We start from the raw sequence: 20,229 nt of genomic DNA, 5'->3' as shown, positions 1-20,229 counted from the left end.
TTCCCATAATCCAGCAACAGATTTGACCTGACCATGCCAGCGCATGGGAAATTCTTTGCGTGCACGGTGTGCGTTGGCATGTTCACGCCATAGCGGCACCGGTCAGAGCCAACCCCCCACGGAAGGCAGCACCTTGAAGAAGCTCCTCACCGCCCTCAAGAGATTCGCCGCCGTCGGCGCGGCCGCACTCGCGATCGCCGGCCTCCAGCCCGTCTCGGCCGCTCAGGCCGCTCCCTCGCCCGTCGTCGGCGGAACCCGCGCCGCGCAGGGCGAGTTCCCGTTCATGGTCCGGCTCTCCATGGGCTGCGGCGGGGCGCTCTACACCCAGCAGATCGTGCTCACCGCCGCGCACTGCGTCAGCGGGACCGGCGCCAACACCAGCATCACCGCCACCGCCGGCGTCGTGGACCTGCAGTCCACCACCGGCCGGGTCCAGGTCAAGTCCACGTACGTGTACCGGGCCCCCGGCTACAACGGCAACGGCAAGGACTGGGCGCTCATCAAGCTCGCCTCGCCCATCACCACGCTGCCCACCCTGAAGATCGCCACCACCACGCAGTACAACACCGGCACCTTCACCATCGCCGGCTGGGGAGCCGCGACCGAGGGCGGCGCCCAGCAGCGCTACCTGCTCAAGGCCACCGTGCCCTTCGTGAGTGACGCGACCTGCCGCACGTACAGCGGCTACAGCGGCCTCGTCGCCGGCGACGAGATCTGCGCCGGGTACACGGCCGGCGGCACCGACACCTGCCAGGGCGACTCGGGCGGCCCGATGTTCCGCCGGGACGCCAACAACGAGTGGATCCAGGTCGGCATCGTGAGCTGGGGCATCGGCTGCGCCCGGGCCAACGCCCCCGGCGTCTACTCCGAGGTGTCCACCTTCGCCTCGGCCATCGCCTCGGCTGCGGCCTCGCTCTGAGGCGACGCTCGGCCTCGTAGGCCACTCCCGCAGACCACCTCGTACGAGGACCACGGGCCCGGCGCCGCCCCGCGCCGGGCCCGTGCTCGCACCCAGGCCCGTGCCCTGGGGTGTCTCAGAACCCGCCGCCGAAGTCGCCCCCGCCACCTCCGCCGAAGTCCCCTCCCCCGCCGCCGAAGCCGCCGCCGAAGTCGCCGGGGTCGAAGTCGCCGCCGGAGACGTCGCCGCCCTGGTAGCCGCCGCCGAAGTCGCCGTAGCCGGTGCCGTAGTCGGCGGCGTAGGACGGGGTGGCCATCATCGAGCCGAGCATCGTGCCGACCAGGAGGCCGGGCAGGATGCCGCCGCCGAAGTAACCGCCCGCCCAGGGGCCGTAGGCCGGGCCGGCCTCCCAGTAGGGGCGGCGGCCGTAGTCGCTGTCGACCTCGCGGATCACGGGGTCGCGGCCGTCGGCGAGGCGGGTCGCGTCCGCCGCGCAGACCGGGACCTCGCGGGTGGCCCCGCCGGGCGGCGTCCAGGTGGCGTCGGCGACCGAGGGGCCGTGGCGGGGGTCGAAGAAGCAGGGCGGACGGCGCTCGGGCAACGGCTTGCCCTCGCGGCGCGCGGCGAGCTGGGCGAGGGAGAAACGGCCGTCCTCCAGGGCCTGGGTGACGGCGCGGACGTCCTCCGGTCTCGTCGCCGCCGCCATCGACGACTTGGCCTGCTCGTAGGCGTCCAGGCCGCGTTCGTAGTCGGCGCGCATGGTGTCGTCGGCGCCCGCCTCGGCCGGGTGGAAGTCCAGGCGGTCGAGTTCCTCGCCGAAGGCCGTGATGTCCTCGTCCACGACGACCCGCAGCCGGTCGAGGGCGGCCCGCTGCTCCTCCGCGTGACGGCGGCGGTTGCGCCGCACCAGGGTGTACGCGCCCGCCCCGCCGGCCACCAGGACCACGCCCACCGCGATCAGCGCGGTGGACGAGACACCGTCGCCGCCGCCCGAGGAGTTCCAGGACCCGGGGGCCGAGCCGCCCATGTTGGCCAGGGCCCGGTCGGTGAAGTCCGTCAGCTGGGTCTTCACGTCGCTCTCGCCGCGGACGCTGGTGACGAGGTTCTGGACGGCGGTGCGCGACAGGACCGAGGAGTCGGCGCGGGCGTCGAAGCGGTCACCGAGGCGGATCGCGTACAGGCCGGTGACGCCGGTCGCGGTGCGCAGATCCGTGAACAGGTTCGCCGTGGGGTAGTCGGCGGGCAGGACGGCGATGAACAGGGGTTTGTCGGCGTCCTCGATCTGCTGCCGGAGCGCGTGCGCGTCCGCCTGGGACAGTCGGCCGCTCGCCGCCGGGTCGACGTAGACCGGGCTCTCGCGGAGCGCCTCGGCGATGGCCGAGACACCGGTCGCCTCGGGCGCGGCCGCGGTGGCACGCGGGGCGCCCGCCGACACGAGGACGGTGAGGACCGTCAGGACGGCGAACGCCAGTGCGAGCAGCGGTCCGATGATGTCTCGGGGAGGGCGGGTCGGAGTCGCGACCTTCATACCTCGAAGCTACCCGAAGCGCCACAAAACCGGACACCCTGGGAGGCCGGAATCCCGGCCCGGGAACACCGGGCCCCGGAAACCGGCCCCGGGAACTCACTCCGCCGGGTCCACCCCCGCCCGCAGCAGCCCGTACGTGTAGGCGTCCTCCAGGGCCTGCCACGAGGCCGCGATGACGTTCTCCGCCACGCCCACCGTGGACCACTCGCCCGCCCCGTCCGTCGTGGAGATCAGGACGCGGGTGGTGGACTGGGTGCCGTGGACGCCCTCCAGGATGCGGACCTTGTAGTCGACCAGGTCGAGCTTGGCCAGCTGCGGGTAGATCTTCTCCAGGGCCACGCGCAGGGCGCGGTCCAGGGCGTTGACCGGGCCGTTGCCCTCCGCCGTCGCGACGATGCGCTCGCCCTTGGCCCACAGCTTGACCGTCGCCTCGTTGGCGTGGGTGCCGTCGGGGCGGTCCTCGACGATGGCCCGCCAGGACTCGACCTCGAAGTACTTCAGCGGCCCGCCCTCGACCTCCGCGCGCAGCAGCAGCTCGAACGAGGCGTCCGCCGCCTCGTAGGTGTAGCCCTTGAGCTCGCGCTCCTTGACCCGCTCCACCACCCGGCCGACCACTTCGCGGTCGTCGCCCAGGTCGACGCCGAGCTCCTTGCCCTTGAGCTCGATCGAGGCACGCCCGGCCATGTCGGACACCAGCATCCGCATGGTGTTGCCGACCTGCTCGGGGTCGATGTGCTGGTACAGGTCCGGGTCGACCTTGATGGCCGAGGCGTGCAGCCCGGCCTTGTGCGCGAAGGCCGAGACACCCACGTACGGCTGGTGTGTGGACGGCGTGAGGTTGACGACCTCGGCGATCGCGTGCGAGATGCGGGTCATCTCGCGCAGCTTGCCCTCGGGCAGCACCTTCTTGCCGTACTTCAGTTCCAGCGCGGCCACGACCGGGAACAGGTTGGCGTTGCCGACCCGCTCGCCGTAGCCGTTCGCCGTGCACTGGACGTGCGTCGCGCCCGCGTCCACCGCGGCCAGGGTGTTGGCCACCGCGCAGCCGGTGTCGTCCTGGGTGTGGATGCCGAGGCGGGCGCCGGTGTCGGCGAGGACCGTGGAGACGACCGCCTGGACCTGCGCCGGGAGCATGCCGCCGTTGGTGTCGCACAGGATGACCACGTCCGCGCCGGCCTCGGACGCCGCCCGGACGACCGCCTTCGCGTACTCGGGGTTGGCGCGGTAGCCGTCGAAGAAGTGCTCGCAGTCGACGAAGACCCGGCGGCCCTGGCCCTTGAGGAAGGACACGGTGTCGCTGACCATCGCCAGGTTCTCGTCGAGCGTCGTGCGCAGGGCCAGCTCGACGTGCCGGTCGTGGGACTTCGCGACCAGGGTGATCACCGCCGCGCCCGAGTCCAGCAGCGCCTTGACCTGCGGGTCCTCCGCGGCCTTCGCGCCAGCCCGGCGGGTCGCGCCGAAGGCGACCAGCTGGGCGTGCTTGAAGTCGATCTCCTGCTGGGCACGGGCGAAGAACTCGGTGTCCCGCGGGTTGGCGCCGGGCCAGCCGCCCTCGATGAAGCCCACGCCGAAGTCGTCCAGGTGCCGGGCGATGGCCAGCTTGTCGGCGACGGTGAGGTTGATGCCCTCACGCTGCGCACCGTCGCGCAGGGTGGTGTCGAAGACGTGGAACGAATCGTCGAGCTCGCTGGTTGCGGTCATGGTCTGAAGGCTCCTGTGTCGGATCTCGGTCGTTACCGGAATGACCGGCTCCACCATCCCCCCATGGTCCCTCGCGCTCGTGCTCCCGGCTGTGGGTGGGCCAGAAAAGCGAAAAACCCCTCGCGGGTGCGAGAGGTCTGCGCGCGGGTCGAGGACGACGATGGCCGCTCGTACCTGGTCGTACGGAGCGGTCACTGCGGACCGGCGCGCCTGCTGCCAATAATCATGGCGAACGAGAGCACGGGGGCAGTCTGGCACAAGCCACCCCGAAGCGAATCGGGTGTCTCAGGATGCGAGCAGCGAGCGTCCAGGAACTCCCTTACATGGGCGAGAACGTGTTCCCGGTCCGTGCCACGCAGCCCGATCGCCACGTGGATGGAGCCGTCGAGGCGCTCGTGGGCGGGGCGGCACGGGTCAGCAGGCGGGCGCGCTCGGCGCCGAGGCGGCCCTCGCTCCGCTCCAGGGTGCGCAGCAGCGGCTCGTCCTTGGAGTGGAAGCAGGAGAGGAGGTGGCCGCTGCTCATGCCGACGGCACGGCCGAGCCCCGCCATGGTGAGCTTCTCGGACCGCGCTCGGCGATCATCGCCATGGCGGCGGCGAGGATCCGCTCGCGCGGCGGGGCCGGAGTGCGCCGGGTGCCGCTCATACGGTGGCCGCTCATACGGTGGCCGCCCTTACGGCGTCGGGCAGGAAGTGGGTCTCGTAGGCGGTGCAGCACTCGCTGAACCGTGTCCCCACCACCGCGCCGCATCCCTCGCGGCCTGCTGTGTCGCCCCGGCGCTCACGCCCCCGCCTCCAGCCCCGGCAGGAACTCGCTCGCGCCGAACCCGCGCTCCCTCCCTCGGCCGCGTGGGCACACCGGAGGGAACACTCCCCCCGCGGAATCAGTGGATACCCGCGAGGGGGAGGCGGTACGCGTCGGGCGGACGCGGACGGGCCGTGCGCGTCCGCCCGTCGGGACGGCTCAGCCCAGCTCGTGCATCCAGCCGTGCTTGTCCTCGGCCGTGCCGCGCTGGATGTCCAGCAGGGCCTGGCGGAGCCTGAGGGTGACCTCGCCGGGCTCGCCGCCCGACTGCTGCCACTCGCCGCCGGTGCGCTTGACCGTGCCGACGGGGGTGATCACGGCGGCGGTGCCGCAGGCGAAGACCTCCTTCAGCGTGCCGTTCTCGGAGTCGCGCTGCCACTGCTCGACGGAGACGCGGCCCTCCTCGGCCTCGTAGCCGAGGTCGCGGGCGACGCTGAGGAGGCTGTCGCGGGTGACGCCCTCCAGGATGGAGCCCGTCAGCGAGGGTGTGACGATCTTGTCGCCGTACACGAAGTACAGGTTCATGCCGCCGAGCTCCTCGACCCACTTGCGCTCGACCGCGTCGAGGTAGCAGACCTGGGCGCAGCCCTGCGCGGCGGCCTCGGCCTGGGCGAGCAGTGAGGCGGCGTAGTTGCCGCCCGTCTTGGCGTCGCCCATGCCGCCGGGGACGGCGCGGACGTGGTCCTCGGAGACCCAGATGGAGACGGGCTTGACGCCGCCCGGGAAGTAGGCGCCGGCCGGCGAGGCGATGACGAGGAAGAGGTACTCGTTGGCCGGCTTCACACCCAGGCCGACCTCGGTCGCGATCATGAAGGGGCGCAGGTAGAGGGACTCCTCGCCGCCGTGCGCGGGCACCCAGTCCTTGTCCTGGCCGACGAGGGCGTCGCAGGCCTCGATGAACGTCTCGACCGGCAGCTCGGGCATGGCCAGGCGGCGGGCGGAGCGCTGGAAGCGCTTGGCGTTCTGGTCGGGGCGGAAGGTGGCGACGGAGCCGTCGGGACGGCGGTACGCCTTCAGGCCCTCGAAGATCTCCTGCGCGTAGTGCAGGACCATGGTGGCCGGGTCGAGGGGGATCGGCGCGTAGGGAACGAGCTGGCCGTCGTGCCAGCCTCGACCCTCGGTCCACTTGATCGTCACCATGTGGTCGGTGAAGTGGCGGCCGAACCCGGGGTTCGCCAGGATCGCCTCGCGCTCGGCGGCGGAGGTGGGGCTGGCGGAGGGCTTTAGCTCGATCGTGGGCGTCGTCATGAGTGGTTGTCCTTCACCGGTTGTGTAGTGACGGGCCGCGCTCACGTCCGTACGGCCAGTGGCCGGTGCTAGGACGTCCGAGCATTCCCTCATACCGCGGCTCCGCGTTCGATTATCGCAAGCGGCGGACGAGGGCCAAAACGGCGTGAATGCGACCCAGGGTTGATGGTGGCACCCGGCGGGGGACATGCGGAAGCCGCCGGGTGCGGATGCGACCCGGCGGCTTCGGAAGATCTACGGGAGATTTCGTGCAGCGCGGGGTCAGCCGGCTACTCGTACGGAGAGCGCGTCGCCGATCTCGGAGGTGCTGCGCGCGGGCAGCGAGCCGCGCTCCCCCAGGTCGACGGAGACGGCGTCCTCGATGCGGACGGCCTCGGTCTCGTAGCCGAGGTGGCGCAGGAGCAGGGCGACGGACAGGACCGTGGCGGTGGGGTCGGCCTTGCCCTGGCCGGCGATGTCCGGGGCCGAGCCGTGCACGGGCTCGAACATGGACGGGAACTCGCCGGACGGGTTGATGTTCCCGCTCGCGGCGACGCCGATGCCGCCGGAGACGGCCGCGGCGAGGTCGGTGATGATGTCACCGAAGAGGTTGTCGGTGACGATCACGTCGAAACGAGCGGGGTCGGTGACGAGGTAGATCGTCGCCGCGTCGACGTGGATGTAGTCGGTGGTGACGTCGGGGAACTCCTCGGCCACCTTGTTGAAGATGTTCGTCCACAGGTGACCGGCGAAGGCCAGCACGTTGTTCTTGTGGACCAGCGTCAGCTTCTTGCGCGGGCGGGCCTGGGCGCGGGCGAAGGCGTCCCGGACGACGCGCTCGACGCCGAAGGCCGTGTTCACGGAGACCTCGGTGGCGACCTCGTGCGGGGTGCCCTTGCGGATCGTGCCGCCGTTGCCGGTGTACGGGCCCTCGGTGCCTTCGCGGATCACGATGAAGTCGATCTCGGGCTGCCCGGCCAGCGGGGTGGCGACACCCGGGAGGAGCTTCGACGGACGCAGGTTGACGTGGTGGTCGAAGAGGAATCGCAGCTTGAGCAGGAAGCCCCGCTCCAGGACACCGGAGGGGACGCTCGGGTCGCCGATCGCGCCGAGCAGGATGGCGTCGTGCTGCTTGAGCGCCTCGGCGTCGGCGTCGGTGAGGGTCTCACCGGTGGCGTGGTAGCGCCTGGCACCGAAGTCGTACTCCTTGGTCTCCAGCTTCACATCCTGCGGGAGGACGGCGGAGAGGACCTTGAGACCTTCGGCCACGACCTCCTGGCCGATGCCGTCACCGGGAATCACTGCGAGATTGAGGCTGCGAGACATGCGGGAACCCTACTCCTCGTCCCATGGGATGACATGGACCGTCCGCGATGCGGACATGGAAGTCGGGGTGCGGAGTGGAGGGGCCGAGGCGCGGCGCGGGGCCCGAAGTCCCGTTCGGGGGCCCGCGCCGCACCCCGTGCGGGTGCGGCTCCCGGACTGTGTTCTACCGCGGGGGTTCCACCGCGGGGTTCCGGCGCGGGCGGCTCAGTGGCCGGTCTCGCCGCCGTTGTCGCGGCGGTCGAGGGCGCGCTGGAGGGCGGCGGCGGCGTTCTTGCGGTCGGACTCGCTCATGCGGGAGACATGACGGACTCGGCGGCGGACGGTCGTCTCGGCCATGGGAAATCGACTCCTTCGAAATCCAGGGAGTGCCAAAAGGGTTACGAGACGCCGGATGGGGCGGGGAGCGGACCGCAGGGGTTGCCTGCACGGGGTTCCGGCTCACGACCGCCATTCGCTTGATCGAGCGAGACGTTCGGCTCCTACAAAGCTAAAGGAGGAGCACGCGCTTGTCTCTACAATTACTCGGACTTCCTACTATCTGAGACGGCGCCCTGGGTCACACCCCGCCGAGCTGCGGTTTCGCGGACGCCCGCCATGCCCGGAGCTCCCGGACGAGCGCCCGAACGGCCGTGGTCGTGGCGAGTTCCGGTGTGGTGACGTAGCCGATCCGACGGGTGGGGCGACGCGGGCCGAGGTCGGTGATCTCCGTGCCGGGCGGCGTCGAGGTGAGGGATAGCGCGGGCATGATCGCCATGCCGAGTCCGCTGCTCACCATCGACAGCACGGCCCCGTCGTCCTCGGCGCGGACGGTCGCGGCGGGGATCCAGTCCTGCGCGGCCCACCACGCGCGCCGCGGGGCGGGAACACGGGGAAGATCTGGTGCGGGCGGCGGCTCGCCCACACGGCTGATCCTGAGGGCGGGACGCGACATCGCGTTCCGGAACGGGAACGGGAACGGTGAGGTCTTGGCTTCCTCCCCCGCCTGGAGGCGGGGGATTCCAGCGGTCACCCGCTGGCGTTCCTGCTTCACCGACGACCGCCCCGTCCGGGAGGACTCCCGTTGAGGTCTTACACCGCCTCCACAGGCAGACACGGCCGGCCCGGCCGCGAGAATGTTCTTGACCAGGTGCGGTATCGCATGGTGGACGCCGGTCCGCCCTGACGGCGAACCGGCTTTCCCTGCCCCGCTCCGCGGGCGATCCCATTCCTCCCCGCCCTGAAGGACGGGGTTTCCTCGGAGGCAACAGATGAGCGACACGGTCAAGGCACTTCTCGAGGGCGGTCCGGCAGGTCTGCCCGAACGGATCGTCCCCCTCCCGTCCCCTGGAACCGACGTGAAGATCGAGTTCCTCGGCGGATACGAGCACTTCAGGGCGACTCCGCGGCAGGCGGACACGCCGGAGGGCAGGCTGCCCGTGTTCGAGTGGTGGGAGCGGACCGAGCTCCCCGGGTAGCGTTCACCGCACCGCTGACGCCACCGCCTCCCAAAAGCCCTCGGAGTCCTCCGTCCACGGCAGGTGCCCGGCCTCCGGCAGGACCACTCGGCGTACCTGCGGCAGGGCCCGCTCCAGCGAGTCGACAGCCGAGCGCGGCCGGATGTCCCGGGCGCCGTCCACGATCAGCACGGGCACCTCGAGCGCCTGGCAGGCGGCGTACAGCTCGGGCGTGCCCCAGGTGCGTCTCGTCTCGGCGTTCAGGACCTTGCTGCACGCGAGGTTGATACCGAACCAGGGGTCGGCCATGCGCCCGGCGTGCGCCGGCGCCCGGTCCCGGTCCTCGAACTCGACGGACCACTGGAGCACGGCCCGTTCTCGGTCACCGACCGTCAACTCCCGCCAGCGGGCGAGCCGTTCGGGCACCTCGCCGAGCCGGGCGAGGAAGTTCTCCTGGTAGGGACCGTGCCAGTCGGACACCGGGCCGATGCCCGTCCCGCTCACGTAGATCAGCGTGCTCACCCGCTCCGGGTGCGCCAGCGTGTAGCTCAACGCCAGTTGGGCGCCCCAGGAGTGCCCGAGCAACGCCGTGCGGCCGAACCCGAAGTGGTCGCGCACGGCGTCCAGGTCGGCCACGAAGCGCTGGGTGGTCCACGGCCCGTCGCACCGCTCCGACCGCCCGCAGCCGCGCTGGTCCCAGCGGACCACGTCGGCCGGGCCCGCCGGGCCGGCCGCGCCGGCCGCGCCGGTCAGCATGGCCGCCACGTCCTCGAACATGTCCCACAGCCCGGGTCCGCCGTGACAGAGCACCAGCGGCTCGCCCCCGCCGGAGCGGGACGCCCACAGGCGGACGCCGTCGTCCGTGATCACGGTCTCCATGGGCGCAGTGTGCCGGACGGGCCGGGTCCGCGACAGACCCGGCCCGTCCGCGTACACGGATCGGAGGTCAGCCCATGTGCGGGTACGTGTAGTCGGTCGGCGCGACCAGCGTCTCCTTGATGGCGCGGGTCAGCGTCCAGCGCGTCAGGTTCTGCGGGGCGCCGGCCTTGTCGTTGGTGCCGGAGGCACGGCCGCCGCCGAAGGGCTGCTGGCCGACGACGGCGCCGGTCGACTTGTCGTTGATGTAGAAGTTGCCGGCGGCGTAGCGCAGCTTCTCCATCGTGTACGCGGCGGCCGCGCGGTCGTTCGCGACGACGGCGCCGGTCAGCGCGTAGTCCGACACCGACTCCATCTGGGTCAGCATGGCGTCGTACTGGTCGTCCTCGTAGACGTGCACGGCGAGGAACGGGCCGAAGTACTCGGTCGTGAAGACCTCGTTCTCCGGGTCGGTGCACTCGACGACGGTCGGGCGGACGAAGTAGCCGACCGAGTCGTCGTAGGTGCCGCCCGCGACGATCGTGCAGGCCGGGTCCGACTTCGCGCGGTCGATGGCCGCCCTGTTCTTGGCGAACGCGCGCTCGTCGATGACCGCGCCGACGAAGTTCGCCAGGTCGGTGACGTCGCCCATGGTCAGGTAGTCGACCTCGGCCGCGAACTCCTCCTTGAAGCCGGAGTTCCAGATCGACGCCGGGATGTAGGCGCGGGAGGTCGCGCTGCACTTCTGGCCCTGGTACTCGAAGGCGCCACGGGTGAGGGCGGTCTTGAGGACGGCCCGGTCCGCGCTCGGGTGGGCGACGAGGAAGTCCTTGCCGCCGGTCTCGCCGACCAGGCGCGGGTAGGAGCGGTACTTCTCGATGTTGTTGCCGACCGTCTTCCACAGGTACTGGAAGGTCTTCGTCGAGCCGGTGAAGTGGATGCCGGCGAGGTCGCGGTGTTCGAGGGCGACCTTGGACACCTCGATGCCGTCACCCGTGACCAGGTTGATGACGCCCTTGGGCAGACCGGCCTCCTCAAGGAGCCTCATGAGCAAAACCGCAGCATGGGTCTGCGTCGGGGACGGCTTCCAGACCACCACGTTGCCCATCAGGGCGGGCGCGGTGGGCAGGTTGCCCGCGATGGCGCTGAAGTTGAACGGCGTGATCGCGTAGACGAAGCCTTCGAGCGGGCGGTGGTCGAGGCGGTTCCAGACGCCCGGGGAGTTGGCCGGGGGCTGCTCGGCCAGGATCTGGCGGGCGTAGGCGACGTTGAAGCGCCAGAAGTCGACCAGCTCGCAGGGACAGTCGATCTCGGCCTGCTGGGCGGTCTTCGACTGGCCGAGCATGGTGGAGGCGGCAAGGGTCTCGCGCCAGGGACCGGCGAGCAGTTCGGCGGCGCGCAGGATGATCGCGGCGCGGTCGTCGAAGGACATCGCGCGCCAGGCGGGCGCGGCGGCGAGGGCCGCGTCGACGGCGTCCTGCGCGTCCTGCTGGGTGGCGTTGGCGTAGGTGCCCAGGCGGGCCTTGTGGTTGTGCGGCTGGACGACGTCGAAACGGTCGCCGCCGCCCATCCGCCGCTCGCCGCCGATGGTGCAGGGCAGGTCGATCGGGTTGTCGGCCAGCTCCTTGAGCTTGGCCTCCAGCCGGGCACGCTCGGGCGAGCCGGGAGCGTAGCCGTGCACCGGCTCGTTGACGGGGGTGGGGACCTGGGTCACAGCGTCCATGGGTTCCGACTCCTTCTGAGCGGGTGTAACGGGGGTTTCGGGCGGGGGGTGGGGCGGGCTCAGCCCTTGCTGACCATCGAGCGGACGAGGAACCGCAGGTTCGCCGGCTTCTCGGCCGGGCGGCGCATCCTGTGCCTTCCCGGGGCACAAGCCCTGGGCCCCCGGCGGAAAAGCCTCTGCGCCTGCCTCATCTCTCAGCCCCGAGTGAGCATGCTGCGGGCGAAAAACCGCAGATTGGCGGGCTTCTCCGCCAGGCGGCGCATGAAGTAGCCGTACCAGTCGGTGCCGTAGGCGGTGTAGACGCGCATGCGGTGGCCCTCGGCGGCCAGCCGCAGGTGCTCGTCGCCGCGGATGCCGTACAGCATCTGGAACTCGTACTCGTCGAGCTTGCGCCCGGCCCTGCGGGCGAGTTCCTGCGCGATGGAGATCAGGCGCGGGTCGTGGGAGCCGATCATCGGGTACCCCTCGCCCTCCATCAGGATGCGCAGGACCCGGACGTACGCCTTGTCGATCTCGTGTTTGTGCTGGTGGGCGACCTCTGCGGGCTCCTTGTACGCGCCCTTCACGAGCCGTACGCGGCTGCCGCTCGCGGCGAGGCGACGGGCGTCGGCCTCGGTGCGGAAGAGGTAGGCCTGGATGACGCAGCCGGTCTGCGGGAACTCCCGGCGCAGTTCCTCGTGGATGGCGAACATCGAGTCGAGGGTGGTGTGGTCCTCGGCGTCGAGGGTCACGGTGGTGCCGATGGCGGCGGCGGCCTCGACGACCGGGCGGACGTTGGCGAGGGCCAGCTCGTGCCCGCCGTCCAGCGCTTGGCCGAACATCGACAGTTTGACGGACATCTCGACGCGCTCGCCGAGCTCCAGCTCCTCGAGCCGGTCGACCAGCGCCAGGTAGGCGTCCCGGGCGGCGCGGGCCTGGTCGGGGGTGGTGATGTCCTCGCCGACGACGTCCATCGTCAGCTCCAGCCCCTTGGCGGTGAGCTCGTCGATGATCGGGACGATGTCGTCGACCGTCTCACCGGGGATGAAGCGGTCGACGACCTGCTTCGTCACCGGGGCCGCCGAGATCAGGCGTCGCATCCGGTCGCTGCGCGACGCGGCGAGAATCACGGGACCCAGCACGGGGCACCTCCACAAACCAGCAGATAGAACCACCGTGAAACCTAAGGATCCCTCCGATCGTCGGCCATCGACAGCTGTCACGCATCCGTGCCGCAGATCTCAGACAGATGTATGAAGGCTCGGCGGGTATTGGGGGAGAATGCCCGGGTGACGGCCGACAACAAGGGTGACTATCAGGAGCTGGTCGACGAGATCTCGGAGCTGCTCGGCGCCCCCGCGACCCTGGAGAACCGGGACTTCGAGCTGATCGCCTTCGGCGTGTGGGACAGCGAGGGCGAGCTGGACGCGTCCGCCCTGGACCCGGTGCGGACCCGCTCGATCCTCACCCGGCGCTCCACCGCCGCCGTCCGCACCTGGTTCGAGGGCTTCGGGATCACACGCGCGAGCCGCCCGGTGCGGATCCCGCCGACCCCGGAGGCCGGGGTGTACCGGGGGCGGGTCTGCCTCCCCGTACGCCATCGGGGGGTCGTCCTCGGTTACGTCTGGCTGCTCGACGACGATCCCGGGCCGTCGGACGCCCAGCTGGCGGCCGCGATGGAGGTGACCGGCCGGATCGGCGCCCTGCTCGCCGACGAGGCCCAGCACGGCGCCGATCTCACCCGGGAGCTGCGGGCGGTGCTGACCGCCCAGCCCGGCTGGCAGCGTGACATGGCGGTGGCGGAGCTGCGCACCGCGCTCGGCGCCCGCGCGGACGGCCCGCACACGGTGGTGTGCGTGACCCCCTGGCCGTCGGCCGACCCGGACGACGCCCCCTCGCTGCGCACGCTGCCGGGGGCGACGGCGCTGTGCACGGTGCCGTGGGGTGGGGGTGCCTCCCACGCCCTCAAGTCCTTGGGGGAGTCCCAGTCGCTGGCCCTGCTGGTCCGCCTGCGCGCGGCGGACACCCTCACCCCGGCGACGTCGGCGGCGGCCCGGCTGCTGGAGCGGGCCGGGGAGACGGCGGCCCGGGAGATGGCGGCGGGAGAGATCGCCGCGGGTGTGGCGGCCGGGCGCGTCGGCCTGGCGGAACTCGGCGCGGCCTGGGAGGAGGCGTCGGCGTCGGCGCGGGCGGCGCTGGCGGAGCCCCGCTTCGGCCCGGTCGCGCAGTGGTCGTCCATCGGCCCGTACCGTCTGCTGACCGCCCTGCCCCCGGAGGCCACCGAGGACCCGGCGGCACGGACCCTGCTGTCCCCCGTCCACCACGAACTCGCCCGCACGGCCGAGGTGTACCTCGACTGCGCGGGCCAAGCGGGCCGGACGGCAGCGGAGTTGGGGATCCACCGGCAGACGCTGTACTACCGCCTCTCGCGCGTCGAGCAGCTGACGGGGCTGGACCTGGACGACGGCGAGGACCGGCTGCTGCTGCACATGACACTGAAGGCGGCCCGACTACGTCATCGTTGAAAACGCGCTGCCCACCGGGTGCTTCACCGGTGACGGGTCCGCCGCCGGAAACTCCACGAACGGGGAGGGCAAGCGGGTGCGCGTCGCGATGACGCAGCCCCCGCGCTCGGGCCTTTCCCCGCTCTCCGACGACACCTTCAAGCTCTCGCGCAGGTCGACCGCCGAGACCCTCGTCGAGCTGGACGCGGACGGCGCCCCGCAGGCCTCGCTCGCCACCAAGTGGCAGCAGTCCGGCCGCGCTCGGGCCTTCGAGATACGCGACGGCGTCACCTTCCACGACGGCACGACACTCGACGCCGAAACCGTCGTGCGGTCGCCGACCAGAGCCGCCACCGCCTCCCCCGAACCCCGCGTCCTGGACGGCGTCGAACTCACCGTGCGGGCCGCCGACGCCGACACGGTCACCGTGACCACCGCCGACGAGGACCCCCTGGTCCCGCAGCGGCTCAGCTCACCGCAGCTGCCGGTCCTCGCGGCGAAGGCGTACACGGGGAGGACGGTGAACCCGGTCGGCGCCGGCACCGGCCCCTTCGAGCCGACCGAGGTGAACGACACCTCCTCCGCCTCCCCCGACCGCTACGACGACTCCCGGGGCACCAAGGCCGAGGCGCCGTCATCCGGCACCGGGCATCCGGCATCGACGTACGGTTCGTGCCCGGCGGCACCGCCCGCACCGCCGCCCTGCGCACGAGTACTCCGGCGGCATGCGTCAGCGGGCCGCCATCGCCATGGCATGCGTCAACGAGCCGGACGTCCTGGTGGCCGACGAACCGACCACCGCGCGGACGCCAACCGCCGGGAGCGGGTGCTGGAACTGCTCGCGGAACAGCAAGAAGCGGTCGGCGCGGCGCTCGTGCCGGTCACCCACGACATGGACGCGGCACGGCGGCACGCGCACCGGACGCTGGTGCAGGACGGCCGGATCACTTCCCGCCGGCCGCCTCGATGACCCGCCGCAGCCCCTCCGTCAGATCGTCCGCCGTGGTCGCGCTCGCCGGATCGAAGAGCCACTGCACCATCAGGCCGTTGAGCAGCGCCTGATAGAAGCCGCCGACCGTCTGGACTGTGCGTTCGTCGAGGGTGGCTTCGTCCTGGCCGGTGAACATGGCGACCAGCCCGGAGCGCCCCTCGATCTGGGCCTCGGCCATCAGTTTCCGCAGCTCGCTGACGCGATCTCCCTGCGTGGCGATCTCCAGGCTGGCCGCCCAGACGGGCCTGGACTCGCCCATGGTCTCCAGCATCCGCGCCCACACGCCACGGAACCGCTCCAGCGAGCCCCCGTCCTCCGTGTCGCGCCGGTCGGCCGGGGCGAACTTCTCGCCCCACTCCTGCACCAGCTCCACGAACGCCTGGGTGAGCAGGGCGTCCTTCGAGCCGTAGTGGTAGCCGATCGAGGCGAGGTTGGTCCCCGACTCCTTGACGATGTCGCGCGCCGTCGTGCGCACGAACCCCTTCTGAAGCAGGCAGCGCTTGGCGCCTTCGAGCAGATCCTCACGGTGTCCCATACCCGCCACCCTACCCCGGATCCATACAACCGTCCTAGACGCATGAATTATACATTCGTTCTAGACAAGCGTTTAAGACGCTCGTACAGTCCTCCGTATGACGAACTCGACAAGCACCGCCACACCCCCGGCGGCCCGCGCCGGCCGCCGCGAATGGACCGCCCTCGGGGTGCTGATGCTTCCGCTGCTGCTGGTCTCCATGGACGTCTCCGTCCTCTACTTCGCGATCCCCGCCATCAGCGCGGACCTGGAGCCCAGCGGCACCCAGCAGCTGTGGATCTTCGACATCTACGCGTTCGTCCTGGCGGGCCTGCTGATGACGATGGGCTCGCTGGGCGACCGCATCGGCCGCCGCAAGCTGCTGCTGATCGGTGCGGCCGCCTTCGGCACCGCCTCACTGATCGCGGCCTACGCGAACAGCGCCGAGACCCTGATCGCGGCCCGCGCGGTCCTCGGCATCGGCGGCGCGACCCTGATGCCCTCGACGATGGCCCTGATCCGCACGATGTTCACCGACCCCGGCCAGCGCGCGAAGGCGATCGGCCTGTGGTCCGGCGTGATGACGGCGGGCATCGCGCTCGGCTCGGTGATGAGCGGTGTCCTGGTCGAGTACTTCTGGTGGGGCTCGGTCTTCCTGGTCAACCTGCCCGCGATGGCGCTGCTGCTGGTCCTCGGCCCGATCCTGCTGCCCGAGTCGCGCGACCCCGCCCCCGGCCGCTTCGACTGGCCGAGCGTCCCGCTGTCGATGGCCGCGGTGCTCCCCGTCATCTACGGCCTGAAGGAGATCCCCTCCGAGGGCTGGCACGCCGAGTACGTCGTCTCGATCACCGTCGGCCTGCTCTTCGCGGCCCTCTTCGTCCACCGCCAGCGCACGGCGGCCTCGCCGATGATCTCCCCGGCCCTGTTCCGCAGCCACGGCTTCGCCCCCGCGGTCGCCTTGAACCTGGTCTCCTCGTTCGGGATGCTGGGCTCGGCCTTCTTCACCACGCAGTACCTCCAGTCGGTCCTCGACAAGAGCGCGCTGGAGGCGGCCCTGTGGGCGCTGCTGCCCTCGGTGCCGATCGGCATGGCCGCCCCGCTGGCCACCTCCCTGGTCCAGAAGGGCGTCAACCGGGCCTACGTCGTGACGGCGGGCTTCGCGATCGCCGCCACCGGCTACGCTCTGCTCGCCCTTGCCGGCACCGACTCCATGTGGCTCGTGCTGGCCGCCTGCGGGGTCCTGGCCTCCGGGATCGTCATGGTCATCTCCCAGATGACGGACCTGGCGATGGGCGCGGCCCCCGCCGAACGGGCAGGCTCGGCCTCCTCCCTCCTGGAGACCGGCGCCGAGTTCGGCGGTGCCCTGGGCATGGCGGTCCTCGGCTCCATCGGCACGGCGATCTACCGCCACGACATCCCGGCCTCGGCCCCGGCTCCGGCCCAGGAGACCCTGGGCGGCGCGCTGGCCGTCGCCCGTCAGCTCCCGGGGCGCACGGGAGACGCCCTGGCGACGGCGGCACGGGAAGCCTTCACCAACGGCATGCACGGCGCGGCGATCGCAGGAGCGCTGTTGCTGGCGGGGGCGGCGGTGGCGGCGTCGGTCAGCCTGCGGAGGATCAGCGTGAAGTAACGGCACATACGAAAGGCGCCGGGGCTGGAGTGATCCAGCCCCGGCGCCTTTTCAGCTGGGGTCAAGCTGCTTCTGCCCGTCCGGCGTTCTGCTCACGAGCCACGTTCAGTGGACTCAGCCCGTCCGGCGTTTGCGGACGAGGCCCCTTCAGGGCCGAAGCGGGGGCCTGGGGGCGGCAGCCCCCAGTGGTGCGGCAACCTCAGACGAGGTTCACCGCACGAGCGGACGTCGCGCCGATCTCCTCGGCAACCTCGGCCAGCACGCCGACCGGCACCGTGTCGTCAACGGTCAGCACGGCCAGCGCCTCGCCGCCGGCGACCGCGCGGGCGACCTGCATGCCGGCGATGTTGATCCCCGCCTCGCCGAAGACACGGCCGACGGTACCGACGACGCCCGGACGGTCCTCGTACTTGAGGACGACCATGTGGTCGGCGAGCGCGAGGTCGACGTCGTACTCGCCGACCGCGACGATCTTCTGGACGTGCTTCGGACCGGCCAGCGTGCCGGAGACCGACACCTCCTCGCCGTCCGAGAGCGTGCCGCGCACGGTCACGACGTTGCGGTGGTCGGCGGACTCCGAGCTCGTCGTCAGCCGCACCTCGACACCGCGCTCCTGCGCGAACAGCGGGGCGTTGACGTAGGACACGGTCTCGTCGACGACGTCCTCGAAGACACCCTTGAGGGCGCTGAGCTCCAGCACCTTCACATCGTGCTGGGTGATCTCGCCGTACACCTCGACGTCGAGGCGGACCGCGACCTCGCCGGCGAGCGCCGTGAAGATCCGGCCGAGGCGCTCGGCGAGCGGCAGGCCCGGCTTGACGTCCTCGGCGATGACACCGCCCTGGACGTTCACCGCGTCCGGCACGAGCTCACCGGCGAGGGCGAGCCGCACCGAACGCGCGACCGCGATACCGGCCTTCTCCTGCGCCTCGTCGGTCGAGGCGCCGAGGTGCGGGGTGGACACGACCTGGTCGAACTCGAACAGCGGGGAGTCCGTGCAGGGCTCCTTCGCGTACACGTCGAGGCCGGCACCGGCGACCCGGCCCTCCTTGAGCGCCGAGTACAGCGCCTCCTCGTCGACGATCCCGCCACGCGCGGCGTTGACGATGCGCACGCTCGGCTTGACCTTGCGCAGCGCCTCGTCGCCGATCAGACCGACCGTCTCGGGGGTCTTGGGCAGGTGGACGGTGATGAAGTCGGCGACCTCGAGGAGCTCGTCCAGCGACAGGACCTTGACGCCCATCTGGGCGGCACGGGCGGGCTGGATGTAGGGGTCGTAGGCGACGACCTTCATACCGAAGGCGGACATGCGCTGGGCGACCAGCGCACCGATCCGCCCGAGGCCCACGACACCCAGGGTCTTCTCGGCCAGTTCCACACCCGTGTACTTGCTGCGCTTCCACTCGCCGTTCTTCAGCGCGGCGTTGGCCTGCGGAATGTGGCGGGCGGTGGCGAGCAGCAGACCGCAGGCCAGCTCGGCCGCGGTCACGATGTTCGAGGTGGGGGCGTTGACGACCATCACGCCGGCCTTGGTGGCGGCGGAGACGTCCACGTTGTCCAGGCCGACGCCGGCTCGTGCGACGACCTTCAGCTTCTTCGCGACGGCGATCGCCTCGGCGTCCACCTTGGTGGCCGAGCGGATCAGGATCGCGTCGACGTCGGCGATGGCCGGGAGCAGTTCGGCTCGGTCCGCTCCGTTGCAGTGCCGGATCTCGAAGTCCGGGCCAAGCGCGTCCACGGTCGCGGGCGACAGCTCTTCAGCGATGAGTACGACAGGTTTCGAGCTCACGTGAGTCCTCACATGTCCAATGCGGACGGCCGTCCCGACGGCCGCATGCGGTGGAGGGGTGCTAGCCGCGTGGAAGACGCACGACGCTGTGGGCCTGAACGCGTATGTTGTGCAGCAGTCTAGTGCTGCGACGGAGGACGCCTTACGCCTCTGCGGAAGGATCACCCGTCCGTGGCCGGACAGGATGGACAACGGGGCCGGAGCAGCACGCTCCGGCCCCCTGTCCGCAAGGCCTACGCCTCGTCGTTCACCCAGCTCATCAGCTTGCGGAGCTGCTTGCCGGTGGTCTCCAGCAGGTGCTCGGAGTCCGCGGTCTTGTACTCGTTGTACTTCTTCAGGCCGCCGTGGTACTCGTCCATCCAGTTCTGGGCGAAGGTGCCGTCCTGGATCTCGGCGAGGACCTGCTTCATCTCGGCCTTGGTGGCGTCGGTGATGATGCGCGGGCCGGTGATGTAGTCGCCCCACTCGGCGGTCTCGGAGACGCTCCAGCGCATCTTCTCCAGGCCGCCCTCGTACATGAGGTCCACGATCAGCTTCAGCTCGTGCAGGCACTCGAAGTAGGCGATCTCCGGCTGGTAACCGGCCTCGACCAGGGTCTCGAAGCCCGCCTTGACCAGCGCCGAGGTGCCACCGCACAGCACGGCCTGCTCACCGAACAGGTCGGTCTCGGTCTCCTCGGTGAAGGTCGTCTTGATGACGCCCGCGCGGGTGCCGCCGATGCCCTTGGCGTACGACAGGGCCAGCGCGAACGCGTTGCCCGTGGCGTCCTGCTCGACCGCGGCGATCGCGGGGACGCCGCGACCCTCCTCGTACTGGCGGCGCACCAGGTGGCCCGGGCCCTTCGGGGCGACCAGGGCGACGTCCACGCCGGCCGGGGCCTTGATGAAGCCGAAGCGGACGTTGAAGCCGTGCGCGAAGAACAGCGCGTCGCCGTCCTTCAGGTTCGGGGCGATGGACTCCTCGTAGACCTGGGCCTGGATCGGGTCCGGGATGAGGATCATGATGACGTCGGCCTCGGCGGCGGCCTCGGCCGGGGTCACCACGCGCAGGCCCTGCTCCTCGGCCTTGGCCTTGGACTTGGAGCCCTCGTGCAGACCGACCCGGACGTCGACACCCGAGTCACGGAGCGACAGCGCGTGGGCGTGGCCCTGGCTGCCGTATCCGATGACCGCGACCTTGCGGCCCTGGATGATGGACAGGTCGGCGTCGGCGTCGTAGAACAGCTCGGCCACTTTGGGTTCTCTCCTTGTGTGCAGGTGTTGCGTCCCACCGTATGACGGCGGGCGGAAGGGAGGTTTCGGGGTCTCGGTATACGGGCGGTGCACGG

The 20,229-nt window shown here is 71.0% G+C and carries 15 protein-coding genes and 3 pseudogenes; 5 read left to right on the top strand and 13 right to left on the bottom strand.

Annotation, left to right across the window (positions count from 1 at the left end; all coding sequences use genetic code 11):
* Window positions 1-133 precede the first annotated feature (133 nt).
* The gene (locus OG289_RS35140) at window positions 134-919 is read left to right on the top strand and encodes a S1 family peptidase (protein WP_327318068.1); all 786 of its coding nucleotides are present in this window, start codon (window positions 134-136) and stop codon (window positions 917-919) included.
* A gap of 115 nt (window positions 920-1,034) precedes the next feature.
* On the opposite strand, the gene OG289_RS35135 is transcribed toward OG289_RS35140, so the two are convergent.
* The 7 genes and pseudogenes from OG289_RS35135 to OG289_RS35105 all read right to left on the bottom strand — a co-directional run.
* A complete protein-coding gene (locus tag OG289_RS35135; RefSeq protein ID WP_327318067.1) occupies window positions 1,035-2,426 on the bottom strand; it encodes a hypothetical protein in 1,392 nt (463 codons plus the stop codon).
* A 96-nt stretch (window positions 2,427-2,522) separates the two neighbouring features.
* Window positions 2,523-4,127: a citramalate synthase gene (cimA, locus tag OG289_RS35130; RefSeq protein WP_327318066.1), complete on the bottom strand. Its 1,605-nt coding sequence runs from the start codon at window positions 4,125-4,127 to the stop codon at window positions 2,523-2,525.
* 305 nt (window positions 4,128-4,432) lie between these two features.
* A pseudogene (locus OG289_RS35125) lies at window positions 4,433-4,772 on the bottom strand (TetR family transcriptional regulator); the annotation flags it as partial.
* A gap of 318 nt (window positions 4,773-5,090) precedes the next feature.
* The gene (locus tag OG289_RS35120; protein WP_327318065.1) at window positions 5,091-6,179 is read right to left on the bottom strand and encodes a branched-chain amino acid aminotransferase; all 1,089 of its coding nucleotides are present in this window, start codon (window positions 6,177-6,179) and stop codon (window positions 5,091-5,093) included.
* Between the two features lie 261 nt (window positions 6,180-6,440).
* Window positions 6,441-7,484, bottom strand: a complete 1,044-nt coding sequence (locus tag OG289_RS35115; RefSeq protein ID WP_327318064.1) for a 3-isopropylmalate dehydrogenase — start codon at window positions 7,482-7,484, stop codon at window positions 6,441-6,443.
* A gap of 204 nt (window positions 7,485-7,688) precedes the next feature.
* On the bottom strand, window positions 7,689-7,820 hold the full coding sequence (locus OG289_RS35110) for a hypothetical protein (protein ID WP_327318063.1): 132 nt from the start codon (window positions 7,818-7,820) through the stop codon (window positions 7,689-7,691).
* Between the two features lie 220 nt (window positions 7,821-8,040).
* A pseudogene (locus tag OG289_RS35105) lies at window positions 8,041-8,334 on the bottom strand (LysR substrate-binding domain-containing protein); the annotation flags it as partial.
* Between the two features lie 397 nt (window positions 8,335-8,731).
* Between OG289_RS35105 and OG289_RS35100 the strand changes: the two are divergent.
* Window positions 8,732-8,938 carry a DUF5988 family protein gene (locus OG289_RS35100; protein ID WP_327318062.1) on the top strand — a complete coding sequence of 69 codons (207 nt, stop codon included), beginning with the start codon at window positions 8,732-8,734 and terminating at the stop codon, window positions 8,936-8,938.
* Window positions 8,939-8,941: 3 nt separating this feature from the next.
* Here the strand turns inward: OG289_RS35100 and OG289_RS35095 are convergent, their stop codons facing one another.
* The 3 genes from OG289_RS35095 to OG289_RS35085 form a co-directional block, all read right to left on the bottom strand.
* Entirely contained in the window at window positions 8,942-9,796 is an 855-nt protein-coding gene (locus tag OG289_RS35095) for an alpha/beta fold hydrolase (protein ID WP_327318061.1), read from the bottom strand.
* 67 nt (window positions 9,797-9,863) lie between these two features.
* Window positions 9,864-11,495, bottom strand: a complete 1,632-nt coding sequence (gene pruA, locus OG289_RS35090; RefSeq protein WP_327318060.1) for an L-glutamate gamma-semialdehyde dehydrogenase — start codon at window positions 11,493-11,495, stop codon at window positions 9,864-9,866.
* A gap of 194 nt (window positions 11,496-11,689) precedes the next feature.
* Window positions 11,690-12,616, bottom strand: coding sequence for a proline dehydrogenase family protein (locus OG289_RS35085; protein ID WP_327318059.1), 927 nt, complete (start codon window positions 12,614-12,616; stop codon window positions 11,690-11,692).
* A gap of 111 nt (window positions 12,617-12,727) precedes the next feature.
* Here OG289_RS35085 and OG289_RS35080 point away from each other — a divergent pair, with 111 nt between their 5' ends.
* Together OG289_RS35080 and OG289_RS35075 are read left to right on the top strand one after the other, a co-directional pair.
* Window positions 12,728-13,999: a PucR family transcriptional regulator gene (locus tag OG289_RS35080; protein WP_327318058.1), complete on the top strand. Its 1,272-nt coding sequence runs from the start codon at window positions 12,728-12,730 to the stop codon at window positions 13,997-13,999.
* An 88-nt stretch (window positions 14,000-14,087) separates the two neighbouring features.
* Window positions 14,088-14,525: pseudogene (locus OG289_RS35075) on the top strand (ABC transporter substrate-binding protein); the annotation flags it as partial.
* 397 nt (window positions 14,526-14,922) lie between these two features.
* On the opposite strand, the gene OG289_RS35070 reads toward OG289_RS35075, so the two are convergent.
* Complete coding sequence (locus tag OG289_RS35070; protein WP_327318057.1) at window positions 14,923-15,504, bottom strand: TetR/AcrR family transcriptional regulator; 582 nt, start codon at window positions 15,502-15,504, stop codon at window positions 14,923-14,925.
* Between the two features lie 97 nt (window positions 15,505-15,601).
* Here OG289_RS35070 and OG289_RS35065 point away from each other — a divergent pair, with 97 nt between their 5' ends.
* Window positions 15,602-17,113 (top strand): MFS transporter, encoded by a 1,512-nt coding sequence (locus tag OG289_RS35065; protein ID WP_327318056.1) that lies wholly within the window; start codon window positions 15,602-15,604, stop codon window positions 17,111-17,113.
* A gap of 199 nt (window positions 17,114-17,312) precedes the next feature.
* On the opposite strand, the gene serA is transcribed toward OG289_RS35065, so the two are convergent.
* Both serA and ilvC read right to left on the bottom strand, forming a co-directional pair.
* On the bottom strand, window positions 17,313-18,902 hold the full coding sequence (gene serA / locus OG289_RS35060; protein ID WP_327318055.1) for a phosphoglycerate dehydrogenase: 1,590 nt from the start codon (window positions 18,900-18,902) through the stop codon (window positions 17,313-17,315).
* A gap of 233 nt (window positions 18,903-19,135) precedes the next feature.
* Window positions 19,136-20,134, bottom strand: coding sequence for a ketol-acid reductoisomerase (ilvC, locus tag OG289_RS35055; protein ID WP_319341235.1), 999 nt, complete (start codon window positions 20,132-20,134; stop codon window positions 19,136-19,138).
* Between the last annotated feature and the right edge of the window lie 95 nt (window positions 20,135-20,229).

Source organism: Streptomyces sp. NBC_01235, from assembly GCF_035989285.1.
Taxonomy (GTDB): domain Bacteria; phylum Actinomycetota; class Actinomycetes; order Streptomycetales; family Streptomycetaceae; genus Streptomyces.
The sequence above is the reverse complement of the archived record's forward strand: the minus strand, read 5'-3'. Positions and strand labels throughout refer to the sequence as shown.